Annotated in this window: 17 protein-coding genes and 2 tRNA genes; 1 reads left to right on the forward strand and 18 read right to left on the reverse strand. The window is 62.2% G+C overall.

Annotation, left to right across the window (positions count from 1 at the left end; genetic code table 11):
* Positions 1–41 precede the first annotated feature (41 nt).
* Positions 42–2,372, forward strand: coding sequence for a patatin-like phospholipase family protein (locus tag LPB072_RS21340; RefSeq protein WP_066091347.1), 2,331 nt, complete (start codon positions 42–44; stop codon positions 2,370–2,372).
* An 845-nt stretch (positions 2,373–3,217) separates the two neighbouring features.
* Here LPB072_RS21340 and LPB072_RS21345 read toward each other — a convergent pair.
* The 18 genes from LPB072_RS21345 to rpoC all read right to left on the reverse strand — a co-directional run bounded on the left by LPB072_RS21345 (position 3,218) and on the right by rpoC (position 25,741).
* Positions 3,218–4,027: an acyl-CoA thioesterase gene (locus tag LPB072_RS21345; protein ID WP_066091378.1), complete on the reverse strand. Its 810-nt coding sequence runs from the start codon at positions 4,025–4,027 to the stop codon at positions 3,218–3,220.
* Positions 4,028–4,232: 205 nt separating this feature from the next.
* Positions 4,233–5,438 carry an acetyl-CoA C-acyltransferase gene (locus LPB072_RS21350; RefSeq protein ID WP_066091377.1) on the reverse strand — a complete coding sequence of 402 codons (1,206 nt, stop codon included), beginning with the start codon at positions 5,436–5,438 and terminating at the stop codon, positions 4,233–4,235.
* A gap of 66 nt (positions 5,439–5,504) precedes the next feature.
* Positions 5,505–6,221 carry a crotonase/enoyl-CoA hydratase family protein gene (locus LPB072_RS21355; RefSeq protein WP_066091375.1) on the reverse strand — a complete coding sequence of 239 codons (717 nt, stop codon included), beginning with the start codon at positions 6,219–6,221 and terminating at the stop codon, positions 5,505–5,507.
* A 138-nt stretch (positions 6,222–6,359) separates the two neighbouring features.
* Positions 6,360–8,759 carry a 3-hydroxyacyl-CoA dehydrogenase/enoyl-CoA hydratase family protein gene (locus LPB072_RS21360; RefSeq protein WP_066091373.1) on the reverse strand — a complete coding sequence of 800 codons (2,400 nt, stop codon included), beginning with the start codon at positions 8,757–8,759 and terminating at the stop codon, positions 6,360–6,362.
* A gap of 133 nt (positions 8,760–8,892) precedes the next feature.
* Positions 8,893–9,327 carry a DUF2147 domain-containing protein gene (locus LPB072_RS21365; protein WP_197508872.1) on the reverse strand — a complete coding sequence of 145 codons (435 nt, stop codon included), beginning with the start codon at positions 9,325–9,327 and terminating at the stop codon, positions 8,893–8,895.
* A gap of 115 nt (positions 9,328–9,442) precedes the next feature.
* The gene (locus LPB072_RS21370) at positions 9,443–11,239 is read right to left on the reverse strand and encodes an acyl-CoA dehydrogenase C-terminal domain-containing protein (protein ID WP_066091372.1); all 1,797 of its coding nucleotides are present in this window, start codon (positions 11,237–11,239) and stop codon (positions 9,443–9,445) included.
* A 49-nt stretch (positions 11,240–11,288) separates the two neighbouring features.
* Complete coding sequence (locus tag LPB072_RS21375; protein ID WP_066091370.1) at positions 11,289–11,984, reverse strand: TetR/AcrR family transcriptional regulator; 696 nt, start codon at positions 11,982–11,984, stop codon at positions 11,289–11,291.
* 243 nt (positions 11,985–12,227) lie between these two features.
* A complete protein-coding gene (slmA, locus tag LPB072_RS21385) occupies positions 12,228–12,902 on the reverse strand; it encodes a nucleoid occlusion factor SlmA (RefSeq protein WP_082876969.1) in 675 nt (224 codons plus the stop codon).
* A gap of 134 nt (positions 12,903–13,036) precedes the next feature.
* Positions 13,037–13,948: an acetylglutamate kinase gene (gene argB / locus LPB072_RS21390; protein WP_066091364.1), complete on the reverse strand. Its 912-nt coding sequence runs from the start codon at positions 13,946–13,948 to the stop codon at positions 13,037–13,039.
* Between the two features lie 210 nt (positions 13,949–14,158).
* A tRNA-Gly gene (locus tag LPB072_RS21395) sits at positions 14,159–14,234 on the reverse strand.
* A gap of 50 nt (positions 14,235–14,284) precedes the next feature.
* Positions 14,285–14,360: transfer RNA gene (locus LPB072_RS21400), tRNA-Phe, on the reverse strand.
* Positions 14,361–14,414: 54 nt separating this feature from the next.
* Complete coding sequence (locus tag LPB072_RS21405; RefSeq protein ID WP_066089193.1) at positions 14,415–15,131, reverse strand: response regulator; 717 nt, start codon at positions 15,129–15,131, stop codon at positions 14,415–14,417.
* Positions 15,132–15,161: 30 nt separating this feature from the next.
* A complete protein-coding gene (locus tag LPB072_RS21410; protein ID WP_066089190.1) occupies positions 15,162–17,411 on the reverse strand; it encodes a sensor histidine kinase in 2,250 nt (749 codons plus the stop codon).
* 97 nt (positions 17,412–17,508) lie between these two features.
* The gene (locus tag LPB072_RS21415; RefSeq protein WP_157694134.1) at positions 17,509–18,183 is read right to left on the reverse strand and encodes a DUF4390 domain-containing protein; all 675 of its coding nucleotides are present in this window, start codon (positions 18,181–18,183) and stop codon (positions 17,509–17,511) included.
* A gap of 13 nt (positions 18,184–18,196) precedes the next feature.
* Entirely contained in the window at positions 18,197–19,546 is a 1,350-nt protein-coding gene (rsmB, locus tag LPB072_RS21420; RefSeq protein WP_269148862.1) for a 16S rRNA (cytosine(967)-C(5))-methyltransferase RsmB, read from the reverse strand.
* A gap of 40 nt (positions 19,547–19,586) precedes the next feature.
* Positions 19,587–20,657, reverse strand: a complete 1,071-nt coding sequence (locus LPB072_RS21425; protein ID WP_066089183.1) for a M48 family metalloprotease — start codon at positions 20,655–20,657, stop codon at positions 19,587–19,589.
* An 85-nt stretch (positions 20,658–20,742) separates the two neighbouring features.
* Positions 20,743–21,336: a LemA family protein gene (locus tag LPB072_RS21430; protein WP_066089180.1), complete on the reverse strand. Its 594-nt coding sequence runs from the start codon at positions 21,334–21,336 to the stop codon at positions 20,743–20,745.
* A 172-nt stretch (positions 21,337–21,508) separates the two neighbouring features.
* Positions 21,509–25,741 carry a DNA-directed RNA polymerase subunit beta' gene (gene rpoC / locus LPB072_RS21435; RefSeq protein ID WP_066089177.1) on the reverse strand — a complete coding sequence of 1,411 codons (4,233 nt, stop codon included), beginning with the start codon at positions 25,739–25,741 and terminating at the stop codon, positions 21,509–21,511.
* Positions 25,742–25,748 lie beyond the last annotated feature (7 nt).

Below are 25,748 nucleotides of genomic sequence, written 5' to 3' on the forward strand. Positions count from 1 at the left end.
GAGGCCATCAACCCCGGACCTGCCACTTTCCCAAGCTGCCCATGATCCACCCAAGCCTTCCGATTTTGTCCTCCCGCCAGTCACCCTTGGGGCGATTTCAAGTGTGGCTGCTGATCGGGCTCACTGCACTGAGCCTGACCGGACAGGCGCATGCGACCAGCCTGGCGCCAGCGCCCGACGGCATCGCCGCGCCCCTCGCCCACCGCCCCAGGATCGGCCTGGTCCTCTCCGGCGGCGGCGCGCGCGGTTTCGCTCACGTAGGGGTGCTCAAGGCACTGGAAGAAGCCCGGGTGCCGGTGGACTTCATCGTCGGCACCTCCATGGGTGCCATCATCGGCGGCCTGTACGCCAGCGGCATGAATGCCGATGAGCTGGAGCGCGAACTGGTTGGTGTTGACTGGGGCGATCTGTTTGACCGCCGGGAACCGAGGCAATTGCTGTCGCAGCGGCGCAAGGAAGAAGATTTCGAATTTGCGCCCATGCTGCAAATGGGTTTTCGCGATGGCGAGTTCAGACTGCCCTCGGGTGCCGTGTCATCGCGTTCGCTGGAAATGCTGCTGCGCCGCTACACGCTGACCACACGCCACCTCGCCAGCTTCAACGGCTTGCCCACCCCGTTTCGCGCCATTGCAACCAACATGGAAACCGGCAAGGCGGTGGTGCTCGATCGCGGCGACCTGGCGGCCGCCTTGCGCGCCAGCATGTCCGTGCCAGGCGTTTTTTCACCGCTGGAAGTGGATGGCCAGATCCTCGGCGATGGCGGTCTCGTCGACAACCTGCCGGTCAGCGTCGCGCGCAGCATGGGTGCAGACATCATCATTGCCGTCAACATCGGGACCCCGCTGGCGGGCCGCGAGACCCTGGGCACGGTATTGGGCGTCACGGCCCAGATGGTCAACATCCTGACCGAACAGAACGTTCAGGCCAGCATCGCAACGCTCACACCAAAAGACCTGTTGCTGGCGCCTGAACTGGGCAAGCTCACCTCGGGCGACTTCGACCGCGCGCCAGAGCTGGTGAAGATTGGCCATACCTACGCTGCGTCGGTGCGCCAGGCCCTGCGCGTTTACGCAGCGCCAGAGGCCGAGTACGCCACCTGGCAAACCCAGCGCATCGCTCAGACGCTGGCCAACTCGGCCCGGGTCGGCTCGCTGAAAGAGGTGCAGTTCGAAGGAGTCAGCGCCGAACGCGCCGAACGCCTGCGCGAGATGCTCGACATGCCCCTGGATCAGCCGGTGAGCGTGAAGCAGATCGAGGGCGACTTGCAGGAACTCGCCGCCATGGGCGACTACGAACGGGTGGACTACCGGCTCGACAACCAGGGGGCGCCTGGCGAGGAGGCCCTGGTGGTGAGCCTGCGTGAAAACGACTGGGGTCCCAACTACCTGCGCATCGGCATGGACCTGCAAACCGACTTCGAAGGCCGGTCTGCGTTCAACCTGCGCCTGAGCCACAACCGCCACTGGCTCACAGAAGGCGGAGCCGAATGGCGCAACCGGATCCAGGTGGGCGAGACCATGGGGCTCTACTCCGAGATCTACCAGCCTTGGGGCTCCAGAGGGCAAGGTTTTGCTGCCGCCTACATCGACGCAGACCTGAAGCGCCTGGAGCTGTACAACCTCAATGGCGACCTGGCCGCCATTGGCCGGCGCCAGACGGTGCAGGTGGGTGCCGACCTCGGCTTGCCGCTGGACCGTCTGGGCCGGTTTGGCGACCTGCGGCTGGGCAGCTTTGCCAACGCGCGCCGTGCCGTGCCCGAACTGGTGTCTGCCGGTCTGGTGGATGAGGGTGTGACCGTGGCCTCGGAAAGCTGGCGCGAGATCGGGTTGCGCGCGCGGGTCACGTCCGACCAGCTGGACTACGCGAATTTTCCATCCAGCGGCTACCGCACAGATGCCGAACTCGCCATAGGCCGTCTTTACAACAACGGGGAAAGCAACCGCTTCACCCGCCTCAACGCCACAGCGACCGGCGTGCACAGCTGGGGACCCCACACGCTCAATGCATCCCTTCGGGTCGGCATGGCCAGCGACATCCCCGTGGGGGCGATTGACGAGTACTCCCTGGGTGGGTTCCAGCAACTCTCGGGTTACCGCGTCGGCCAGGTGGCCGGCAACTACCTCACGTTCGGCCGCCTCACCTACTACCAGCGCCTGCCCTGGCAAGGTGGCGTGGTGCGGGCCCTTTTTGCCGGTGGCTCACTCGAGATCGGCAACGCATGGGCCGACCGCAGCGACATGAGCTTGAAAGACCTGCGCAGCGGCTCCAGCCTGTTTGTGGGCACCGACACCGGTCTCGGTCCGCTCTACCTGAGCGTGGTGCATGCGCCCAAGGGCTACACGGGTCTGTACCTGTTCCTGGGTCGCCCCTAGAGATATAGAGCCCCCACGCTCCACCGCTGCGCGGGTCGCTGCCCCCCGAGGGGGCTGGGCCTGCCTTGGGGCGGCCCGGCGGCTGGCCCGATAGCCCCCACGCTCCACCGCTGCGCGGGTCGCTGCCCCCCGAGGGGGCTGGGCCTGCCTTGGGGCGGCCCGGCGGCTGGCCCGATAGCCCCCACGCTCCACCGCTGCGCGGGTCGCTGCCCCCCGAGGGGGCTGGGCCTGCCTTGGGGCGGCCCGGCGGCTGGCCCGATAGCCCCCACGCTCCACCGCTGCGCGGGTCGCTGCCCCCCGAGGGGGCTGGGCCTGCCTTGGGGCGGCCCGGCGGCTGGCCCGATAGCCCCCACGCTCCACCGCTGCGCGGGTCGCTGCCCCCCGAGGGGGCTGGGCCTGCTTTGGGGCGGCCCGGCGGCTGGCCCGATAGCCCCCACGCTCCACCGCTGCGCGGGTCGCTGCCCCCCGAGGGGGCTGGGCCTGCCTTGGGGCGGCCCGGCGGCTGGCCCGATAGCCCCCACGCTCTGCCGCTGCACGGGTCGCTGCCCCCCGAGGGGGCTGGGCCTGCCTCGGGGCGGCCCGGCGGCTGGCCCGATAGCCCCCACGCTCTGCCGCTGCGCGGGTCGCTGCCCCCCGAGGGGGCTGGGCCTGCCTTGGGGCGGCCCGGCGGCTGGCCCGATAGCCCCCACGCTCTGCCGCTGCGCGGGTCGCTGCCCCCCCGAGGGGGCTGGGCCTGCCTCGGGGCGGCCCGGCGGCTGGCCCGATCGCCCCCACGCTCCGCCGCTGCGCGGTCGCTGCCCCCCGAGGGGGCTGGGCCTGCCTTGGGGCGGCCCTGCGGTTTTCCACTATTCCTTGAAGTACACCACCTGATGGCTGGTGGCCAGCATCACGCCGGACTGGTTCCAGATTTGAGCCGAGTGGTCAAAAAACCCCTGGCCAAAAGCCTGGCCCTGGGCCTGTCCGAGCACGTGGGCATCGCCGTTGGCGCTCAGCAAAGCCTGACTGGCATGGAAGTACACGGTGATCGACACGGTGCCCAACGGAACGAACCTCGCGCGGCGGTGCCAGATACGGGGTGAAAACACATCGGCCATCGCAGCCAGCGAGGCGAAGTCCAGCGGGCGCGGTGGCTGGTCCCGCACCCATTGGCGGGTGCGGCTGTGCCCCTGATCGCGCTCGTCCCACACGCCCGGAAAGCCGCCTTCGATGAAGCGCATTTCGTAGCGGTTGAGCCACTCCACACGGCCGCGCGCCGTGGGCAAAGGCACCGACCCGGGCGCCGGCACGTCGGGCATGGTGTGCTCCACGGCAGCCCAGGTGTCGCGGCGCACCGCCGTCAACGCCGTGGCCGTGACCATGGTCTCGCCCCCTTGCGTGATCGCCACCGTCCAGTGCTGTGTGGACCGGTTGGTGCGCGCGGCCACCGCCTGCACCTCAAACGGCCCATCGGCCACCGCCGCGCAAAAATTCACCGTCAGCGACACGGGCTCACCCAGCAAAGCCGGGTGCTGCAGCACCGCATTCAAAGCCGTGGCCGCCGTGATGCCGCCATACGGACCCACCATGTTGGCGTAAGCGGGTGAAGTGGCCCCGGTGAAGGTGTGCTCACCCGTGGCGTTCAGTGCAATGGCTTGGTCAAAAGGATGTGAAGTCATGCGCAAGAGTGTGCCCAGAGAAAGAGCTCACCACAGTCGTCTTAGAGACCGAGGGAGCGTATGCGCGGCGAAGCCGCATGGCGCAGCGGACCTGGCTCTCCGGCGTGCAATGCATCAACACGGAAATGCCGCGGAACTGGCTTTGCCAGGCCGCAGGCATTGCCCCCTTTCAGGGGGTGACGCGAAGCGGCGCGGGGGTGGGTCGTCAGACCCTTTCAAAAATCCCGGCGGCGCCCTGCCCCATGCCCACACACATCGTGACCATGCCGTATTTTTTCTGCGTGCGTTGCAAGGCATGCACCACCGTCGCGGAGCGGATTGCACCGGTTGCGCCCAAGGGATGACCCAATGCAATCGCGCCACCCATGGGGTTCACCTTGGCAGGGTCCAGGCCCAGCGTGTTCATCACGGCGAGCGACTGCGCGGCAAAGGCTTCGTTCAACTCGATCCAGTCCATGTCGTCCACCTTCAAGCCGGCATTTTTCAGCGCGGCTGGAATGGCTTCGATGGGGCCAATGCCCATGATGTGCGGCGGCACACCTCGGCTGGCGTAGCTCACGAAACGGGCCAACGGCTTGAGGTTGTATCGCTTCAGGGCCGCTTCGCTCACCAGGATCAGCGCGCCGGCGCCGTCGCTGGTTTGCGAGCTGTTGCCCGCCGTCACAGAGCCGCGGGCGGCAAACACGGTGCGCAGCCGGGCCAGGCCTTCCAGCGTGGTCTCGGGGCGCGCGCCTTCGTCGAGGCTCACGGTGCGCGTGCTGGTAGTGACTTCCGCGGTCTCCAGATTCACGCGTCGGTCGGTCACTTCAACCGGCGTCATCTCGGCCGCGAATTCACCGGCCTTCATGGCGGCAATGGCGCGCTGGTGCGATTGCACGGCAAACGCGTCCTGATCGTCCCGGCTCACCTTCCACTGCTGGGCGACCTTCTCAGCCGTCAGGCCCATGCCATACGCGATGCCATAGCTTTCCACATCGTCGGTGTTGGTGAAGATGGTGGGCGACAGGCTGGGCGAATTGCCCATCATGGGCACCATGCTCATGCTCTCGGTGCCCGCCGCGATCATCACGTCGGCCTCGCCCACACGGATGCGGTCGGCCGCCATCTGCACCGCAGACAGGCCGGAGGCGCAGAAGCGGTTGACCGTGATGCCGCCCACGGTATTCGGCAAACCTGCCAGGATGGCGCCAATGCGCGCCACGTTCAGACCCTGCTGGGCTTCAGGAATCGCACAGCCGCAGATCACGTCCTCTATGGATTTCGGATCCAGGCCTGGCACCTGTGCCAATGCCGAACGCAGCGCAATTGCCAGCAGATCGTCGGGACGCAGGTGTTTGAAGGAGCCTTTGTGCGAACGACCAATGGGCGTGCGCGTGGCGGCAACGATGTAGGCGTCTTGAACTTGTTTCATGGCGAATGCCTCAGGGTTGGGGTGTCAGGTTTGAAACTGCGACCCGTATCAATACAAATAGGAAAATCAGGCCTTGGCAGCACCCAGGCGCTGCCAGTCGACGATGTCTTTTTCGATGGCGCCCGGCATGGCCGCGAGCACGTTGGCACGCAAGCGCTGCTTGGTCGCGGTGAACGACGCAGGGTGGGCCTTCTTCAGCCGTGCCACATGCGCCTGCACAGCAGCGGCCATGGCGTCGGGCGCCACGGCCTCGTCCAGCAAACCTGCCACCACTGCGGCCTCACCGGCGTAGGCAGACGCCGTGCCGACCAGATGCAGATGCGGCGTACTCACACGTTCGCGGCAGGTTTCCAGAGCGAAATAGGGCAGCGTCATGCCGATCTGGATTTCGTTGGCCTGGAGCATGGCGCCCGATCCCTCTTCCAGTCCGATGCGCACATCGGCACACTGAAGGAGAAACAAACCCATGGCCACCGCGTGGCCCGAACAGGCCGCGATCACCGGATGCGGATACGACAGGACCCGCTGCGCCAGCTGCGCGCCGCCGGTGAGCATCTGGAACGTCAACTTGGGGTCGCCCGCCTTGAACACCCCCAAATCAAACCCGCCCGAGAAGACGCCAGGTCGCCCGGTCAGCACGACGGTGGCCTTGTCAGCCTCAGCGCGGTCGAAAGCAGCGTTCAATGCCGCCTGCATCGCCGGGCCCATGGCATTCGCCTTGCCATCGTCCATGGTCAATGTGGCCACGCCATCGGCAAAAGCGTAAGAAACCAGATCAGTCATACCTATCTCCAAAATCAGTCAATCCAAAGTGCAACCCGGCGCGAGATGCCCCCAGCCCAGGGTGCCGCGGAACCCGGCTCCGCCGGACCGCCAGCACCGCCCCCTGGGGGGTGACGCGCAAAGCGCGGCGCGGGGGGATCAATTTCTGACGGGCCGTCCCGTGTTCAACATCCCCAGAATCCGCTCTTGCGTCTTGGGATGCACGATCAGCGCGCAGAACGCCTGGCGCTCCAGCGTCATCAGGTACTCCTCGGTCACCAGCGTGCCGGGGTCCACATCACCACCGGTCACCACATTCGCGATCAGGGATGCGATGTGAAAATCGTGGCGGCTGATGAAACCTCCGTCGCGCATGTTGACCAGGCTGCCCAGAACCGTGGCCTTGCCATCACGGCCGGCCACCGGGAACAGGCGTTTGTGGGGCGCACGGTAGCCGCCAGCGAACAGGGCCTTGGCCTCGTTGATGGCAACAAACAGCAGCTCGTCTTTGTGGGGCACGATCACGTCGCTGTGCAACACGTAACCCAGCTGGCGCGATTCGATGGCGCTGGTGCCGACCTTGGCCATGGCCGCGGCGGTGAAGCCCTCGGTCAGGAAAGGCAACAGGTCTTTGCCGGTTGAGGTCTCAGCGTTTTCGGCCGCGCGGCGGGCGATGTAGGTCAGGCCGCCAGCGCCGGGCACCAGGCCCACACCGACTTCCACCAGGCCGATGTAGCTCTCCATGTGCACCACGCGGCGTGCGCTGTAAACAGCCAGCTCGCAACCGCCGCCCAGGGCCAGACCGCGCACGGCCGACACCACGGGCACGCTGGCGTAACGCAGGCGCAGCATGGTCTGCTGCATGAAGCCTTCGGCGTCTTCGATCGCCGCCACGCCCACGGCCATGAAGGCCGGCAACATGGCCTGCAGGTCAGCGCCGGCGCTGAACGGCTCATCGCCCGACCAGACCACCAGGCCCTGGTATTCCTTCTCGGCCAACTCGATGGCCATCATCAGGCCCTCGCAGACCTCGGGGCTGATGGCGTGCATCTTGGTCTTGATGCTGGCGATCAACACACCATCGTCTTGTGTCCAGACCCGGATCGAATCGTTTTCTTCGATGGTCGTGCCGTCCGTCTGGAACTTGGCACCCACTTCACCCAGCAGCAGCTCGGGAAAGTGCTGCCGCTGGTACACCGGCAGATTGCGGCGTGGCTCAAATGTTCCGGCGGAAGGATTCCACGAGCCCTCGGCGGTGTGCACGCCTCCGGCCTCGGCCACCGGGCCTTTGAACACCCACTCGGGCAGCGGCGCCTTGCTCAGCGCCTTGCCAGCGTCAATGTCTTCCTGAACCATCTTGGCCACGTCCAGCCATCCGGCTTCCTGCCAGAGTTCAAACGGGCCCTGCTTCATGCCAAAGCCCCAGCGCATGGCCTGGTCGACATCGCGTGCGGTGTCGGCAATGGTGGCCAGGTGCACCGCGGCGTAATGAAAGCCATTGCGCAGAATCGCCCACAGGAACTGGCCCTGAGGCCCTTCGCTGTCACGCAGCAGGCGCAGGCGCTCAGCCGCAGGGCGCTTCAACATGCGGCCGTACACCTCATCGGCTTTGGCGCCGGCGGGCACATACTCGCCGCTGTCCAGTTCAAAGCGCGAAATCTCGCGACCCACCTTTTTGAAGAAACCGCCTTTGGTCTTCTGACCCAGCTTGCCCGCTTCAAGCAAGGCCTTGAGCACAGGCGGCGTGCCAAAGCTTTCGTAGAACGGATCGGTGTCCAGCGACAGGTTGTCCTGCAGCGTCTTGATCACATGGGCCATGGTGTCCAGGCCCACCACGTCGGCGGTGCGGAAGGTGCCGCTGCTGGCGCGGCCCAGGCGCTTGCCCGTGAGGTCGTCCACCACGTCGTAGGTGAGGCCGAAATTGTCCACCTCTTTCATCGTCGCCAGCATGCCGGCGATGCCGATGCGGTTGGCGACGAAGTTCGGCGTGTCTTTGGCGCGCACCACACCCTTGCCCAGGCCGCTGGTCACAAAGGCTTCCAGGTCGTCCAGGATTTTGGGTTCGGTGGTGGGCGTGTTGATCAGCTCCACCAGCGTCATGTAGCGCGGCGGGTTGAAGAAGTGGATGCCGCAGAAACGCGGCTTGATCGCCTCGGGCAGGCCCTCGCTCAACCGGGTGATCGACAAGCCGGAGGTGTTGGACGCCACGATGGTGTGCTCGGCCACAAAGGGCGCGATCTTTTTGTACAGATCATGCTTCCAGTCCATGCGCTCGGCGATGGCCTCGATGATGAGGTCACAACCGCGCAGCAATTCCAGGTGCTCTTCGTAGTTGGCCTGGCCGATCAGCGCCGCGTCAGAGGCCACCCCCAGCGGCGAAGGCTTGAGCTTCTTCAAACCGTCCACGGCGCGGGAGACGATGCCGTTCTTCGGACCTTCCTTGGCCGGCAGGTCAAACAGCACCACCGGCACCTTGAGGTTGACGAGGTGGGCAGCAATCTGCGCACCCATCACGCCCGCGCCGAGCACGGCAACTTTGTTCACTTGAAATCGTTTCATTGCATTCTTTCCATCATGTGTATTCCAGGTCAAAGGCGCGGGATGCATTCACCCCGGGGCGCAGCGGATCCGGCTCAGCCGGTCCGCCTTCGCCGCCCCCTTGAGGGGGTCGCTCAAAGCGCGGCGGGGGTGTTCATTCAATGCGTTGCCAGATTTGCGTGCGGTAGAAGGGACCGATGTAGCCGCGGATCTGCAACTTCTTGCCGTCCTCGATCGGCGTCATCTTCAGCGCATAGGTCTTGCCGTTTTCGGGGTCGAGGATGTTGCCGCCCTCCCACACCGCTTCCGACGCCGCCTTCTTCGCGCCACGGATGATTTCCATGCCAAGCTTGGGCTTGTCCTTTCGCTCATCGGTGCACGCGGTGCACAGCGGCTCCTTGCTCTCGATCAAGGCTTTTTCAACCTTGCCGGTCAATACACCCGAGCCATTGGCCACGATGCGGATTTCAGCCTTGGGCTTGTTGGTGTCGTCATCAATCGAGCGCCACAGGCCCTCAGGCGTTGCCTGGGCAAACGCGGACACACCCGCCGCAGCCAACAAGAGGGATAGAGCAGATTCTTTGATCATGTTTGTCTCCGAAGCACGCGATGTCTTAAAAATCGAGAACACCGCGGAACCGGCTGTGCCGGGCCGCTGGTGTCGCCCCCGGGAGGGGTTGGCGCGAAGCGCGACAGGAGCAAGCTCAGGCCAGCGCCGCGTCGGTGTCCATCAAGACAGCAGAGCCAGCGCGCGCGGTGCGCATCAGCGTAGCGGTCTCGGGGAACAGCTTGGCAAAGTAGAAACGCGCCGTCTGCAGCTTGGCCACATAGAACGGGTCGGTGTTGCCGGCGGCGATTTCGCGCAAAGCGACCTGTGCCATACGGGCCCAGAAGTAGCCGAACACCAGATGGCCCGCAACACGCAGGTAGTCCACCGCGGCGGCGCCCACTTCATCCGGGTTCTGCAGACCCTTGAAACCGATCTCCATCGTGAACTTGGTGATCTGCTCACCCAGCACGGCAATCGGGTTGATGAACTCGGCCATCTTTTCGTTCACGCCTTCCTCCATCACCAGCGCACCCACCAGCTTGCCGAACTTCTTGAGCGCAGCGCCGTTGTCGCCCAGCACTTTGCGGCCCAGCAGGTCCAGCGACTGGATGGTGTTGGTGCCTTCGTAGATCATGTTGATGCGGGCATCGCGCACATGCTGCTCCATGCCCCACTCCTTGATATAGCCGTGGCCACCAAAGACCTGCTGGCACATGGTGGTCGCCTGGTAACCGTTGTCGGTCAGGAAGGCTTTAACGATGGGCGTCAGCAGGGACAGCATCTCGTCGCTGTCCTTGCGCACTTTCTCATCCGGGTGGTTGTGCACCTTCTCCAGCAACACCGAGCTGTAGATGGCCAGAGCCCTGCCGCCTTCGGCATACGCCTTGGCGGTGAGCAACATCTTGCGCACATCGGGGTGCACGATGATGGGATCGGCCGCCTTGTCTTTGGCTTTCACGCCGCTCAGCGAGCGCATCTGAATGCGGTCTTTGGCATAGGCCAGCGCATTCTGGTAGGCCACTTCGGTCAGACCCAGCGACTGGTTGCCCACGCCCAGGCGGGCGGCGTTCATCATCACGAACATGCCCTGCATGCCCTTGTTGGGCTTGCCGACCATGGTGCCGATGGCGCCGTCGATCACGATCTGGGCCGTGGCGTTGGCCTTGATGCCCATCTTGTGTTCCAGGCCACCACAATGGATGGAGTTGCGCTCGCCCAGCGAACCGTCCTTGTTCACCAGGTACTTGGGTACCACGAACAGGCTCACACCCTTGATGCCGGCGGGGGCATCGGGCAGGCGGGCCAACACCAGGTGAACGATGTTTTCCGCCATGTCGTGTTCACCGGCGCTGATGAAGATCTTGTTACCGGTGATCTTGTAGGTGCCGTCGGGCTGTGGCTCTGCCTTGGTGCGCATCAGGCCGAGATCGGTACCGCAATGGGGTTCGGTCAGGCACATGGTGCCGGTCCATTCACCACTGGTCATCTTCGCCAGGTAGGTGGCTTTTTGCTCATCGGTACCGTGGGAGTGCAGCGAAGCGTAGGCGCCGTGCGTAAGGCCGGGGTACATGGTCCAGGCCTGGTTGGCCGAGTTCATCATCTCGTAGACACACTGGTTCACCACCAGTGGCAAGCCCTGACCACCAAACGCGGGGTCGCACGACAACGCAGCCCAACCGCCTTCAACATAGGTTTTGTAAGCTTCTTTGAAACCCTTGGGCGTGGTGACTTCGTGGGTCTTGATATCGAGTGTGCAGCCCTCGGCATCGCCGCTGATGTTGAGCGGGAAAATCACCTGCGTGGCGAACTTGCCTGCCTCCTCCAACACCGCATTGACCGTGTCGGCATCAATGTCCGCGTGCTGTGGCATGGCCTTGAGATCTTCGGTGACGTTGAACAGCTCGTGCATGACAAACTGCATGTCGCGCAGTGGCGGGTTGTAGATAGGCATGGTGTGTCTCCTGATGAACAATTGAAATGAAAAATGCGAAAAACCTGGATCAGGCGGGGGCTTTGGCCAACGTCCGTTTGGGATCCGTGCTGGCGGTGGAATCGGCCAGACACCGCTCAACGATGCCGTCGAACGCCGTTTGCGCGCGGCTCACCGAATCGGGCTGGCGCAGAAACCGCACCTCGTAATGCAACGCCAGAATCAAGGCGTGAATCTCAAACGCCACCTGACTGGCATCGAGGTTGGAACGCAGGTGGCCAGCGTCCATGGCCAGCTGAATGGCCCGGCGCATGGCAGCAAGCCAGGTGCTCACCGAGCTGGCCAGCGCATCGCGAACCGGGCCAGGCCGGTCATCGAACTCAACCGCGCCACTGATGTAGATGCAACCCGAATCCAGCTCCACCGAAGTGCGTTTCATCCAGTTGGCAAACAGGGCACGCAGGCGCGGCAGGCCTCTGGGCTGCGTCATTGCAGGGGCAAACACCTCATCCTCAAAACGGGTGTGGTATTCGCGTACCACCGAAATCTGCAGCTCCTCTCGCGAACCAAAATGCGCGAATACCCCCGATTTGCTCATTTGCATGACTTCCGCCAAGGCACCGATGGACAAGCCTTCGATGCCAATTTGCGTCGCAAGGCCCAAGGCGGCGTCCACGATCGCCGCCTTGGTCTGACGGCCTTTTTGCAAAGGCTTCAGATCAGCAGTTTCTCGCGGATGGCGCAGGGTGGAGGGCGTTTTGCTCATGCGGACTGGCGTGGATGGGGAAAAAAGCAAGGAATCGAGCGGGCTCAATAAAAAGAACGACCGTGCTATTTTTACACCAAATCTCGCCAACGTCCAAACATTTGATGGGTTTTCGGCAGAAAAAAGTGGGCGTCTTGTCCAGATGAGGCCGGCAAAGGACACACAGGTCCCCACCTAAGACAACCCTGCGATCGGCCTCAAGCCCACCTGGGAAAGGCCAAGGTCTGCGGCCTGACCCCGTTTTCAATGGGGCAGCAAAACCGCCAAACTGTGTTCCAGGCTCTCACTGGGCAGGCGCTTGAAGCCGCTGCGCGCGAAGCGCTGGAGCCGCCCCACGCAAAAAGCGCACACCACCGATGCGGAGGCCTGAGCGTCAACCGTGGGGGCAACCGAGCCCGCCTGGGCCGCTGCTTCGCGAAGGTCCTGGCGCAAAGACGCTTCGATTTTGTCAAAGAACAGGTTCATGCGCTGCTGCAGGCGGTCGTTCTCAAACACCAAAGCGTCGCCCACCATGACGCGAGCCATGCCCGGATTGCGTTCGCCAAATTGCAGCAAGAGGGTGACCAGCTTGCGGCAGCGTGCCACCGCGTCGGGCTCGCGCTCGCTCAACTGATTGACCAGGCTGAACACCGATTGCTCGATGAATTCGATCAGCCCTTCAAACATTTGCGCCTTGCTCGCGAAGTGCCGGTACAGCGCCGCTTCACTCACTCCCAGGCGGGCAGCCAGTGCGGCTGTCGTGACGCGCTCTGCGCCGGGCTGCTCCAGCATGGATGCCAGAGCCTCAAGGATCTGCACCCGCCGCTCACCGGGTTTCGGGCGTTTGCGGGCACCCACATCCAACGGCTTGCCCTGGGCGTCACCCGCATCTTCCACAACAGGGTCGGCGGCGTGCAATGAATCGTCGTTGGCGGTCATGGCGGTGATCGTTGTGTTGTTGTGAATCGCGGGCGAAGGTCTGCAGGGCCAGCCTGCTGCTTGTCTGCCTCCGGAGAATTCTCGCACAGCGCTGGCCGCGCCCTGACCGGACGCTCCCCGCGCCCGTGCTCAACTCAATGCGAACGAATCATGGTGCCAAAAGGCTGATTGCCCAAGACCTCCAGCAGCAAGGCGTGGGGCACCCGACCATCCAGAATATGCACCGCCGTCACACCGCTTTTTGCGGCATCCAAAGCACCGGAAATTTTAGGGATCATGCCGCCGGAAATCGTGCCGTCTTCGATCAAGGCGTCGATGGCGCGCGGCGTGAGCTCGGTGAGCAGTTCGCCATTTTTGTCGAGCACGCCACGGATGTTGGTCAACATCAGCAACTTCTCTGCCTGCAGCACCGTGGCCAGCTTGGCCGCCACCACATCGGCGTTGATGTTGTAGCTCTCGTTGTTCTCGCCAAAGCCGATCGGGCTGACCACCGGAATGAAGGCATCGTCCTGCAGCGCCCTGACCGCACTGGGGTCGATACTGACCACATCACCCACCTGACCCACGTCGTGCTCTTTCGAGGGGTCCTTCTGATCGGTCAGCCGCAGCTTGCACGCACGGATCATGGCGCCGTCGCGCCCGGTCAAGCCCACAGCCTTGCCACCGGCCGCGTTGATCATGCCCACGATGTCCTGCTGCACCTGGCCGCCCAGCACCCACTCGACCACCTCCATGGTTTCGGCGTCGGTCACCCGCATACCCTGGATGAATTCACCCTTCTTGCCCAGGCGCTGGAGCAGCATTTCAATCTGAGGGCCGCCGCCATGCACCACCACAGGGTTGATGCCCACCAGCTTGAGCAACACCACGTCTTCAGCAAAATCCTGTTGCAAGGCGGGATCGGTCATGGCGTTGCCGCCGTACTTGATCACCATGGTCTTGCCGTGGTACTTGCGGATGTAGGGCAAAGCCTGCGCCAGGATCTCAGCCTTCTCGCGCGGCTGGATGTGGGCGAGCTCGTCAGGGTTGGGATGCGGGATGGTCATGGGTGTGGGTCCAAAAACAGGTCGTTCGATCTGAGAGAAATTGTAGGCTCCGCAGAACCCTACCCCAAACCCCCGTTCTACCGCCACTTCGACCCGGGGGCACACCGATCCAGCAGAGCGAAACCGAGATGCCACCATCCTGCGCAGAAAACAAAAAAGCGACCCACTTGCGAGGGTCGCTTTTTAAAGCGCTTTGCAGCGCGTGCCATATGGAGCGGGATAAGAGACTCGAACTCTCGACCTATACCTTGGCAAGGTATCGCTCTACCAACTGAGCTAATCCCGCATGACTGTTTCAAGCAAAAGCCCACCAAGCGATGGGCTTTTGAGAATGTTTGGTGGCCTGGGACGGAATCGAACCATCGACACGCGGATTTTCAATCCGCTGCTCTACCAACTGAGCTACCGGGCCAAACAGAAGCGAGATTGTAGCAGTTTCTTTTGCCCTTTCTGGCAAGCGTCGAACTTAAAGCGCATTGCGCTTGCTGCGCGCAAGATCAACACCCAGCTGTTTGAGTTTGCGGTAGAGATGGGTGCGCTCCAAACCGGTCTTTTCTGCCACGCGGGTCATCGATCCGGACTCGCGCGCCAGATGGTATTCAAAGTACGATTTTTCAAATTCATCACGTGCCTCGCGCAAGGGGCAATCCAGATTGAACGACTGCATGGACTGGGGTCCGATGTCGAGCACCACTTCAGGCAAGGTCCCGCCAGTCATGGCGGCCTCTACCGTGAGGTCTGGCGAGGAAACAGCCACAAAGGCACCCACGGAGGACGGCACCGATGCCATGGGCATCAACCCTGTGGCCGACTTGGCCATGGGTTTGTTCAGCCCCACATCCACCGCTTTCAACAGCTTTTGCAGGGTGATCGGTTTTTCGAGGAAGGCTGTTGCACCAATGCGCGTGGCTTCCACTGCGGTGTCAATCGTGGCATGACCGCTCATCATGATCACCGGCATGGTGAGCTGGCCAGTACCCGACCATTCCTTGAGCAAGGTGACACCATCGGTGTCAGGCATCCAGATATCCAGAAGCACCAGATCAGGGCACATCGCCGCGCGCGCAGCGCGCGCCTGTGCGGCGTTTTCCGCCAACTCGACGGTGTGGCCTTCGTCGTTCAGGATCTCTGAGAGCAAATCTCGAATGCCGAGTTCGTCGTCTACGACCAATATATTTGCCATGGCTTCTTGTGCTTCCCTCTGAGGATGTTGTCAATTTGCAACTGCGAATGATAACGATACTTGGGCGCCCGCTACATTGCCATCGATCAATCGATTGTGAATGTCCACACGCCCACCGTGTTCTTCCATGATTTTCTTGACCACGGCCAGTCCAAGCCCGGTGCCTTTGGTCTTGGTGGTGACATAGGGCTCAAAGGCTCTTTTTAGGATGTTCTCCGAAAAGCCAGGACCCTGGTCGATAACCGCCAAACGCACCCAGAGCCCCGAACCCGCGCGGCGGGTTTGAATCGTCACGGGTGACTCCCCCTGTCCGACCATTGCGTCCTGAGCGTTTTGCACCAGGTTGTGGATGATCTGGCGCAATTGCTGAGCATCGGCCATCACCAGAGGGCAATCGTCCGCCAGGTCGGTCAGGACCGGGGCACCCGTGTGCTCATAGAGCGTCAGAATATCGCGCACCAAAGCGTTCAGGTCGGTGGGCACCAGCTCTGCAGAGGGCAGGCGTGCGTAGTCCCGGAATTCGTTCACCAGGCGCTTCATCGCGTCCACCTGGTCGACAATGGTTCGCACCGATTTGTCCAGCAGTGCTTGCTCGGCAGGTTGCACCTTGCCTTGCAGTTTCATGGCCAACCGCTCGGCGGAGAGCTGAATCGGCGTGAGCGGGTTCTTGATTTCGTGAGCCAATCGGCGGGCGACCTCTCCCCAGGCTTGCGCCCGTTGAGCCGAGGCAATTTCAGACACATCATCAAACACCAGCAACCGCTCGTTGTAGGGCAGCAGCGCACCCCGGGCGATCAGTGTGATCCCGCGGTCAAACGGCGTGGCATCACCTGCCCCCAGTTCAAAAGACTGTTGCCAGTGCCCGCCTCCTTGAGGCATGCCATCGGACAGGAAGAGGTCAAACTGTTGTGCAACCTGAGCGCCAAAATCCTGTAGTCCCGGCACACTCGCCAAGGGCTTCCCCAGTTGCAGGGACAGCGGGGTGTGCAAGATGCGCGATGCACCGGGATTCACGCTGAGCAAGTTGTTCTGAGGGTCGAGCACGGCAACCCCGGTCGTCAGGTTGTCCAGAATGGTCTGCAGGTTTTCCCGCGAAGCATCCACTTGCTGCATGCTGCGCTGCACGGCCGAGCGAGCGTCTGACAGGTCCTGGGTCATGCGGGCAAAGGTTCGGGTCAACCCCGCCAGCTCGTCCCGTGCAGCCAGTTCTTCTTTGGGGGCCAGGTTGCCGAGCGCCACTTCGCGCATGCCTTCGGCCAAAACCAGCAAAGGGCGCAGCAACTGGTTGCCCAGCAGCACAGCGAGCAATACTGCCCCGATCACAGCAAGGAACAGTGCCAGCGTCAAGGTACCGATGTACATGCGCTGCAAGCCTTCGCGGCCCAGAGCCCGTTCTTGGTATTCCCTATTGGCGACCTGAACCGCCAAAGCGTCGGCGACCAGGGCTGCTGGCAACGGCGCAATCACCTCCAGATACCGCGGCTCCGAGGCGATACCGAAGTCGCTGGAACTGACCAATGCCAGCACCCGAATATGGGCCACGCCGGAACGCTCGCCCGGGTTTGACTGCGCATCACCAGCCTCTTCCAACCCTTCAAGCTGGGCAATGACGCGGCTGGCGCGCACCGAACGCAACAGTGTTGAGCTGGGCCGTTCGGGCGAGAAATTGAACCGTGAGGCACCGGCGCTGGCCAGGGCTTGCCCCGACGCACTCCACAGCACCATGTCAGACGCCCCCAGTTGCTCACGAACCCGCTCCAGTGTCAGCACTGTCGGCCCCCTGGGGGAACGACCCAGCTCCTCGGCCGCAAGGCGTGTCTGGCTGCTCAGATCAGCGCTGAGCGTATCCAGCGTGGTGCGCCCCAGGTTGAGACCGGCCACCAGAGCCGACTCGACCCGCACATCAAACCAGCTTTCGATCGAACGTGATACGAACTGGTAAGACACCGTGTAGATCAGGACCCCTGGCAGCACGCCGACCAGACCAATGATGGCGGCCAATTTGAGCAACAGCCTGCTGCCGAACTTGCGCAGGCGAAAACGCAACGCCAACCGAACAGCCAACCAGACAATGGCCAACAGCAGGAGCGCGGCCACAGCCACATTCAAGCTCGCCAGCCAAACAAAATTCTGTTCGTACAACGCGCGGTTTCGGGTCGCAAGCGTGAGCAAGAAGAGCAAAACGAGGCCCAGGCCCGTCATAAAGACCAGCGCTCCCAATACCGCCCAGCGCGCGCGCGCGCTGCGCTTGGCTGGATCGACCGGTTCGACGGACTTCATGGGCACTTGCGCGGAGGGATATGCGGCAATCCTGCGTCCAGAGGGTGCTCACCATCAAAATGCACTTCGAATCGGCACCCACCCATCACAAGATGCCTCACTTCACACCTCCTGGCACCGCCGCCGGGGCAGGCAGATCGTCTGCCTGATCGGTGTCGGGTTGTGCCTGCGACGGCACATCCAGTCGTTGCTGAACCGAAATATTCCAATCTGGCTCGTTGGCCATCCCCAGTTGAAATGGTCGCGGCAGCAAGGCCAGTTCAAGCTCAAAGCGCCATTCGACGCGCAAGTCACCTTCGCTCATGTTGCTGGCCTCGGCGACCCGCCACCCTGCGACTCGGCCGACAACGGCCAAGGCCTCGTTGAGAGAGTCAAATGACTGGTGCAGCGCGTAGTTCAGGCCCGGTGTACCACTGTCGGCGTCGCCCTCAATGGAGACGCTCAAGCGCCAGCGCCTGGTCAATGGCTGGTATGCCAACCGAAGCGTTCGACTCACCGAAACTTCCTTTTTGTCGTACCAATACCACCGGTCACGGATCATCTCGGCCCGCCAGACGAAGTACATAGGGACGCCTTTGATCAGGGCTTGTTCGACCGCTGGCGTGGCCTGCAAGTCGAGGCGAACGTTGAGGCGCACACCCTGTGCCGTGCGTTGCAGGCTGCTGGAAACGATGTGGGGCTCATTGGCCAGTGCGGCCCCTGATCCGATACAAAAAACCCAGAGAACCACCCAGACGCGCAGCAGCCATCCGAAGCCTCGGCGGTTGTTCACCACCGGCCTCCCTTCAAGGCAGCGCCTTGTCCAGTCGTGCGTAAAAGAACCCGTCGTATCCACCCGACACATTGTCGTTGAACTCCCCATGAATACGAGCGTCACCGGGGAGCAAATGCCCTGGTGAGGGTTGCTCAACCGCATCGTTGTGGCGCGCAAGGAACGCCTGCACCTGATCAGCCCCTTCGGCCCGGAAAATCGAGCAGGTCGCGTAGACCATTCGCCCTCCGGGCTTGAGCAGCGGCCACAGGGCCTCCAGCATCCGGGCCTGAATCAACGCCAGTTGGGGAATATCGCTGCTGCGGCGCAGCCAACGCGCATCGGGATGGCGGCGAACGATGCCCGAGGCCGTACAGGGCGCATCCAGCAACACCGCATCAAACAGCTGGCCGTCCCACCAATCTGCAGGCAGCGCCGCATCAGCGGCTTTCACTTCGGCACTCAAGCCCAGCCGTTGCAGATTGTCGTGAATGCGCTGGCACCGTCGCGGATCAAGATCCAACGCCAGCACTGTGGCGCTGGATTGCTCAAGCAGGTGAGCTGTTTTGCCACCGGGTGCAGCACAAGCGTCCAGCACCCTGTCACGACCACTCCATTCGCGACCACCCAGCAACAAGCCGGCCGCGATCTGCGCGGCACCATCCTGCACAGAACAGGAGCCCTGGGCAAAACCCGGCAGTTGCTCCACGGGCACCGGCTTGGTCAAAACCAGGCCGTCATCCCCCAACGGCAAGGCATCCAAGCCTTGAGAGGAGAGCACCATCCTGTAGGCTTCGCGGGTCTGTTTGCGTCGATTGACCCGCAATACCATCGGTCCCGGCGTTTGGCTGGCATTCAATACCGACTGCCAGTGGTCTGGGTGATCGGCCTTGACGCGATCGACCCACCACTCGGGATGATTCCAGCGCGCCACAGGATCGGATTCAATTGCCTGAAGCAGGCTGGCCCTCTCCCGCAAAAAACGGCGCAAGCACGCATTCAAAAACCCCGCTTGCATACGCGTGTCGCGCGATTGCTTGGCAGCCTCTACCGCTTGATCGACCAAAGTGTGATCAGCATAGCGCGCGCGCCCTTCATCGCCAACCAGGATTGCCAGGGCCGAATGCAGCAGAGCCAGCGCAGGCGGGGCCGGTGCGCGTTGCGCCAGCTGTTTGGCCAAAGCCCTGGCTGCGCCCAAATGCCTTAACACCTCAAATGTGAGCGCTTGCACGCCTGGGCGCAACGCGCCAGGCACGCCAGGCAACACCTCGGTCAACGAGCGTCCTTTTTCAACGGCCAACACACTTTGCCCCACCCACTTCAATTGGGTTGCCAGGGTCGGACCGTGGGGCGGAAGGTTCTCGGGCAAGGCTGAGGTGTTCAAAAGCGTCCATTCTTAGCAAGTGGGTTCGGCGGGAATGCACTCAACTCAGCGTCCATTTGGGGACCTCCTTTGCGGCAGCATTCGCCGGGGTGTCCACGTCAACACTCTGAGATGCCGCGTTTTGGCGTTCCAGTGGCAAAGGTTCCATGGGTCGACCATAAACACGGCGAATGCGCTGTTCCAGCGTGGGATGCGAATCCAGCCAATGCGCCATCTTGCCAGACTCATTGCTGACCAACAGCATGTGTTGCACCGATGCCCCCAATCTGCGCGGCTCCATGTTCTGGAGCCGTTGCGTCAGGATTTTTCGCAGCACACCACCCAATCCGTCGCGGCTGCGGGTCCACTGGATGGCTCGGGCGTCGGCAAGGTATTCGCGCTGACGGGATACCGCCGACTGCAAGCCATGCCCCGCGAGCCAGCCCAGCCAGCCGGCGGCCATGATGGCCAGGCCGATCACTGCCGTGTGCGGAAAGCGCCGCTGATCGTCAGGCTCCCACAGGGATTCTCCCATGCGGTAGACCATCTCCAGACCGAACACCATGCCAACCAGGCGCATATTCAGACGCGTATCTCCTTCACGAATGTGGCTCATTTCGTGGGCAACGATGCCCTGCAACTCCTCTCGAGTGAGATAGTCAAGCGCGCCCTGTGTCACTGCGACCACGGCATCTTCCTCTGACCAGCCGGCAGCAAAGGCGTTGATACCCTGGTCTCGCGCCAGAACCATGACGGTCGGCCGGATCAGACCGGACGACAACGCCATTTCATCGACCACATTGCTCAATTGACGCTCATCAAAGTGGCTGCCTGTTTGCGCCAGTCGCGCACCAAGCCGCTCAGCCAGGCGCTGGCCGCCTGCGTTGGCCAGGTGAGAAGTCTCGACCCACCAGCCGCCCAGCACGAACAACAGGGTCAATGCTGTATTGACCTGGAAGAAATAGTTGGGGTAGTTCCGGCCCACCGGAGCCCAAAACCCCCACATCACGCCCCACGCCAGTGCCATTGCGCCGTTCACCGCCAAAACCAGCAAAACGACTGTGATCGCAAACGCGATCAACAGTTTGTGGGTTTGGGTTCGGGCCTCACGTTGGGACTCAAAAATCAGCATGCAGTTTTTCCATCGCCTGGCTCAACCACCCAGCCATGGCACGACACACTTTGCTCGGCGGCTGATCGGGAAACCGGCCAGGGGATCAGAACGCCACCTTCACTGGTTGACGCTCTGCCTCCGAACTCGTGGCCTCCAGCATGGGCATGGGTAAAAAAGCGAACAGGCGGGCGACGATCAACGTCGGAAACTGCGCGGCAGCATCGTTGAAAGCCAACACATGGTCGTTGTATGCCTGTCGGGAAAACCCCACACGGTTTTCGGTGCTCGAGAGCTCTTCGCTCAGATCGCGCATGGTCTGATCGGCCTTGAGCTCAGGATAGGCCTCCGCCAATGCGAACAACCGGCCCATCGCACCGCCCAGCACCTGCTCGGCCCCCACCAGTGCGCCCATGGCGGTGGCGCTGGCGGGACTGGCCGCCACCGTTTGCTCGGCGTTGCGCGCCTGGTTGCGCGCCGCAATGACCGCTTCCAGCGTCTCGGACTCATGGGCCAGGTACTTGCGCGCCACCTCAACCAGATTCGGAATCAGGTCATAACGGCGTTTCAGTTGCACATCGATCTGCCCGAAGGCATTGGCAATGGCGTTCTTCAAACGCACCAATCGGTTGTAGGCACCCACAGCCCAAAACAAGGCCATCAGGACCAAACCCAGCACCACCCATCCCATCAGATCCATCTCATCACCTCCATCAATTAGAGCGGCGCGCCACTGCAGCGCCACATATGAAGGACCAATATAACCGTCTGGAGCCAGACAGAAAACCATCAACCCATGAAAAACGCCTCCGACCCGAAGGGCGGAGGCGTTGAGGTCCCGAGCGGCAAGGCCCGGAACATGAGTCAGCCGATTACTCTGCCGATTCGTTGGCACTCGGCGCGTCGACCTGATCCGACTGCTCGGCTTGGTCAGCGGCCAGCGCCATGGCATCGGCCTCGGCGATCGCGCGACGCTCTTCGTCGTCCATCTTCTCTTTGACCTTGCGCGCTTCGTGGAAGGCCATGCCTGTACCGGCCGGGATAAGACGGCCCACGATCACGTTTTCCTTCAGACCACGCAACTCGTCGCGCTTGCCCATGATGGCAGCCTCGGTGAGCACGCGGGTGGTTTCCTGGAAGGAAGCCGCAGAGATGAACGAATCGGTCGACAGCGAAGCCTTTGTGATACCCAGCAACACGTTGGTGAAGGTCGGAGCAATCTTGCCTTCGGCGTGCAAGGCATCAATGGTGTTCAGAATCTCCGAACGCTCGACCTGTTCGCCCTTGATATAGGACGAATCACCCACGGACTCGACGATCACGCGACGCAGCATCTGGCGAACGATCACTTCGATGTGCTTGTCGTTGATCTTCACACCCTGCAAGCGGTACACATCCTGCACTTCATCGACGATGTAACGCGACAAGGCTTCGATGCCCAGCAAGCGGAGAATGTCTTGAGGATCGGCTGGTCCATCGACCACGCCTTCGCCCTTGTTGACCACCTGGCCTTCGTGCACCAGGATGTTTTTCTCTTTGGGGATGAGGTCGTCCCAGATGTTGCCTTCAGGATCGGTGATCTGCAGACGCACCTTGCCTTTGGTCTCCTTACCAAAGGACACGGTACCGGTCATCTCGGCCAGCTTGCCAGCATCCTTGGGCGAGCGGGCTTCGAACAACTCGGCCACACGCGGCAGACCACCGGTGATGTCGCGGGTCTTCTGGCCTTCGACCGGAATGCGCGCCAGCACGTGGCCAGGGCCCACTTCCTGGCCATCGCGCACTTCCAGCAGCGAGCCGATAGGGAAGCCCACAGCCACCGAATGGTCGGTGCCAGGGATCTTCACTTCGTTGCCCTGCGGGTCGAGCAGTTTGACCAGCGGACGCATCACTTTGGTCGAGCCGCGGTGTTTTGGATCGATCACCACCAACGAGCTCAAACCGGTCACGTCGTTGACCTGCTTGGCCACCGTCAGACCCTCTTCCACGCTATCGAATTTCACCTGACCGGCGAATTCCGTGATGATGGGTCGGGTCAGTGGATCCCAGTTCGCCAAAACCACACCGGCTTTGATGGACTGGTCGGCCTTGACCGCCAGGATCGCACCGTAAGGCACTTTGTGGCGCTCACGCTCACGGCCGATTTCGTCATGAATGACGATTTCGCCCGAACGGGCAATCACGACCAGTTCGTTCTTGCTGTTGGTCACGTAACGCATGGTGGCGTTGAAACCGATCGTGCCGGCCGACTTGGCTTCCACGCTCGAGGCAACAGCCGCACGCGATGCCGCACCACCGATGTGGAAGGTCCGCATGGTCAGCTGGGTACCCGGCTCACCGATCGACTGAGCGGCGATCACACCCACAGCTTCACCGATGTTCACCATGCCACCACGACCCAGATCGCGGCCATAGCACTTGGCGCAGATACCGAAGCGGGTTTCGCAGGTCAGTGCGGTACGCACCTTGACCTCGTCAACACCAGCGGCTTCCAGTTCGTCGAGGATGTCTTCGTCCATCATTGCGCCAGCGGGCACCATGACAGCGCGCGTTTCAGGGTGGGTCACCTCTTCGGCGGTCACTCGGCCCAGCACGCGGTCGCGCAGGGATTCAATGACTTCACCACCCTCAACAATGGCGCGCATGACAGTACCATTGGTCGTACCGCAGTCGTCGCTATTGACCACCAAGTCTTGCGTCACGTCAACCAGACGGCGGGTCAGGTAGCCCGAGTTGGCCGTCTTCAACGCCGTGTCGGCCAGGCCCTTACGGGCGCCGTGGGTGGAGATGAAGTACTGCAACACGTTCAGGCCTTCACGGAAGTTCGCCGTGATGGGGGTCTCAATGATGGAGCCGTCAGGCTTGGCCATCAAACCTCGCATACCCGCCAGCTGGCGAATCTGGGCAGCAGAACCACGGGCACCGGAGTCGGCCATCATGTAGATGGAGTTGAACGACTCCTGATCCACTTCATTGCCGTGTCGATCCGTGGTCTTTTGCTTGGCCAGCTGGGCCATCATGACTTTGGAGATTTCGTCGCCGGCCTTGCCCCAGATGTCCACCACCTTGTTGTAGCGCTCGCCAGCGGTCACCAGACCGGAGGCGTATTGCTGGGCGATTTCTTTCACTTCAGCTTCGGCACGGCCAATGACCTCGGGCTTCTGTGGAGGCACCAGCATGTCGTCCACGGCAATCGAAATACCCGAGCGCGTGGCCAGACGGAAACCGTATTGCAGCAGCTTGTCTGCGAAGATCACGGTTTCTTTCAAGCCGCACTTGCGGAACGACGCGTTGATCAGGCGAGAAATTTCTTTCTTTTTCAGCGCCTTGTTCATCACCTCGAAGGGCAAGCCCTTGGGCAGTATTTCGGACAGCAAGGCGCGACCGACGGTGGTGTCGACCAAGGAGATGGAGGAGGTGAACTCGCCCGTTTCCTTGTTCTTGGCCCACTGAACCAGGCGCACGGCGATCTTGGAGGAGATTTCCACCACACCGTTGTCCAGCGCGCGCTGCACTTCCAGCACGTCGGAGAAGATCATGTCTTCGCCTTTGCCGTTGATCTTTTCGCGGGTGGCCGAGTAAAGACCCAGCACCACGTCTTGTGACGGCACGATGGACGGCTCCCCGGAGGCCGGGAACAGGATGTTGTTCGAGGCCAGCATCAAGGTGCGGGCTTCGATCTGGGCTTCCACCGACAGCGGCACGTGAACAGCCATCTGGTCACCGTCGAAGTCGGCGTTGAAGGCCGCGCAAACGAGGGGGTGCAACTGAATGGCCTTGCCTTCAATCAGGATGGGTTCAAACGCCTGGATACCCAGTCGGTGCAGCGTTGGCGCGCGGTTGAGCATCACAGGGTGCTCTTTGATCACCTCTTCCAGGATGTCCCAGACCACAGGCGTTCCGGCTTCAACTTCCTTCTTCGCGGCCTTGATGGTGGTCGCAATGCCCATGGCTTCCAGGCGCGAGAAGATGAAAGGCTTGAACAGCTCCAAAGCCATCAGCTTGGGCAGGCCGCACTGGTGCAGCTTGAGCGTTGGGCCCACCACGATGACCGAACGGCCAGAGTAGTCGACGCGCTTGCCCAGCAAGTTCTGGCGGAAGCGACCGCTCTTGCCCTTGATCATGTCGGCCAGCGACTTCAAGGCGCGCTTGTTGGCACCCGTCATGGCCTTGCCGCGACGGCCGTTGTCCAGCAAGCTGTCCACGGCTTCTTGCAACATGCGCTTTTCGTTGCGCGCAATGATCTCAGGGGCCTTCAACTCGAGCAAACGGCGCAGACGGCTGTTGCGGTTGATGACGCGGCGGTACAGATCGTTCAGATCGGAGGTGGCGAAACGGCCACCGTCCAGCGGCACCAGCGGACGCAGGTCCGGCGGCAACACGGGCAGCACGTCGAGCACCATCCACTCGGGCTTGATGCCCGATTTCTTGAAGGCCTCCAGCACTTTGAGGCGCTTGGCGTTCTTCTTGATCTTGAGCTCGGAGCCGGTCAGGTCGTTGCGCAGCTTTTCGATCTCGATATCGAGGTCGATCGCCATCAGCAACTCTTTGATGCCCTCGGCGCCCATCTTGGCGATGAATTCGTCGCCGTATTCTTTGAGTTTGGCGTCGTAGTCGTCTTCCGTCATGATCGCGAATTTCTTCAGCGGGGTCATGCCGGGATCAACGATCACATAGGCTTCAAAGTACAACACGCGTTCGATGTCGCGCAGCGTCATGTCCAGGATCAGGCCCAGACGCGATGGCAGCGATTTCAGGAACCAGATGTGGGCGCAAGGTGCGGCCAGATCGATGTGGCCCATGCGTTCGCGGCGCACTTTGGTCTGCGTGACTTCAACGCCGCACTTCTCGCAGATCACGCCGCGGTGCTTCAGGCGCTTGTACTTGCCGCACAAGCATTCGTAGTCTTTGATAGGGCCAAAAATCTTGGCGCAAAAAAGACCATCGCGCTCGGGCTTGAAGGTGCGGTAGTTGATGGTCTCGGGCTTCTTCACTTCACCGAAAGACCACGAACGGATTTTCTCCGGCGAGGCCAGACCGATGCGGATGGCATCGAAATGCTCTTCGGGCGTGAACTGCTTGAACAGGTCGAGTAATGATTTCATGGGTTCA

The sequence above is a fragment of the Hydrogenophaga crassostreae genome (assembly GCF_001761385.1).
Lineage (GTDB): Bacteria > Pseudomonadota > Gammaproteobacteria > Burkholderiales > Burkholderiaceae_C > Hydrogenophaga > Hydrogenophaga crassostreae.

Bases quoted from the DNA above. Each gene is read 5' to 3' on its own strand.
- LPB072_RS21340 (WP_066091347.1), top strand. From the start codon at position 42: ATGATCCACCCAAGCCTTCCGATTTTGTCCTCCCGCCAGTCACCCTTG.
- LPB072_RS21345 (WP_066091378.1), bottom strand. From the start codon at position 4,027: ATGACTTCACATCCTTTTGACCAAGCCATTGCACTGAACGCCACGGGT.
- LPB072_RS21350 (WP_066091377.1), bottom strand. From the start codon at position 5,438: ATGAAACAAGTTCAAGACGCCTACATCGTTGCCGCCACGCGCACGCCC.
- LPB072_RS21355 (WP_066091375.1), bottom strand. From the start codon at position 6,221: ATGACTGATCTGGTTTCTTACGCTTTTGCCGATGGCGTGGCCACATTG.
- LPB072_RS21360 (WP_066091373.1), bottom strand. From the start codon at position 8,759: ATGAAACGATTTCAAGTGAACAAAGTTGCCGTGCTCGGCGCGGGCGTG.
- LPB072_RS21365 (WP_197508872.1), bottom strand. From the start codon at position 9,327: ATGATCAAAGAATCTGCTCTATCCCTCTTGTTGGCTGCGGCGGGTGTG.
- LPB072_RS21370 (WP_066091372.1), bottom strand. From the start codon at position 11,239: ATGCCTATCTACAACCCGCCACTGCGCGACATGCAGTTTGTCATGCAC.
- LPB072_RS21375 (WP_066091370.1), bottom strand. From the start codon at position 11,984: ATGAGCAAAACGCCCTCCACCCTGCGCCATCCGCGAGAAACTGCTGAT.
- slmA (WP_082876969.1), bottom strand. From the start codon at position 12,902: ATGACCGCCAACGACGATTCATTGCACGCCGCCGACCCTGTTGTGGAA.
- argB (WP_066091364.1), bottom strand. From the start codon at position 13,948: ATGACCATCCCGCATCCCAACCCTGACGAGCTCGCCCACATCCAGCCG.
- LPB072_RS21405 (WP_066089193.1), bottom strand. From the start codon at position 15,131: ATGGCAAATATATTGGTCGTAGACGACGAACTCGGCATTCGAGATTTG.
- LPB072_RS21410 (WP_066089190.1), bottom strand. From the start codon at position 17,411: ATGAAGTCCGTCGAACCGGTCGATCCAGCCAAGCGCAGCGCGCGCGCG.
- LPB072_RS21425 (WP_066089183.1), bottom strand. From the start codon at position 20,657: ATGCTGATTTTTGAGTCCCAACGTGAGGCCCGAACCCAAACCCACAAA.
- LPB072_RS21430 (WP_066089180.1), bottom strand. From the start codon at position 21,336: ATGGATCTGATGGGATGGGTGGTGCTGGGTTTGGTCCTGATGGCCTTG.
- rpoC (WP_066089177.1), bottom strand. From the start codon at position 25,741: ATGAAATCATTACTCGACCTGTTCAAGCAGTTCACGCCCGAAGAGCAT.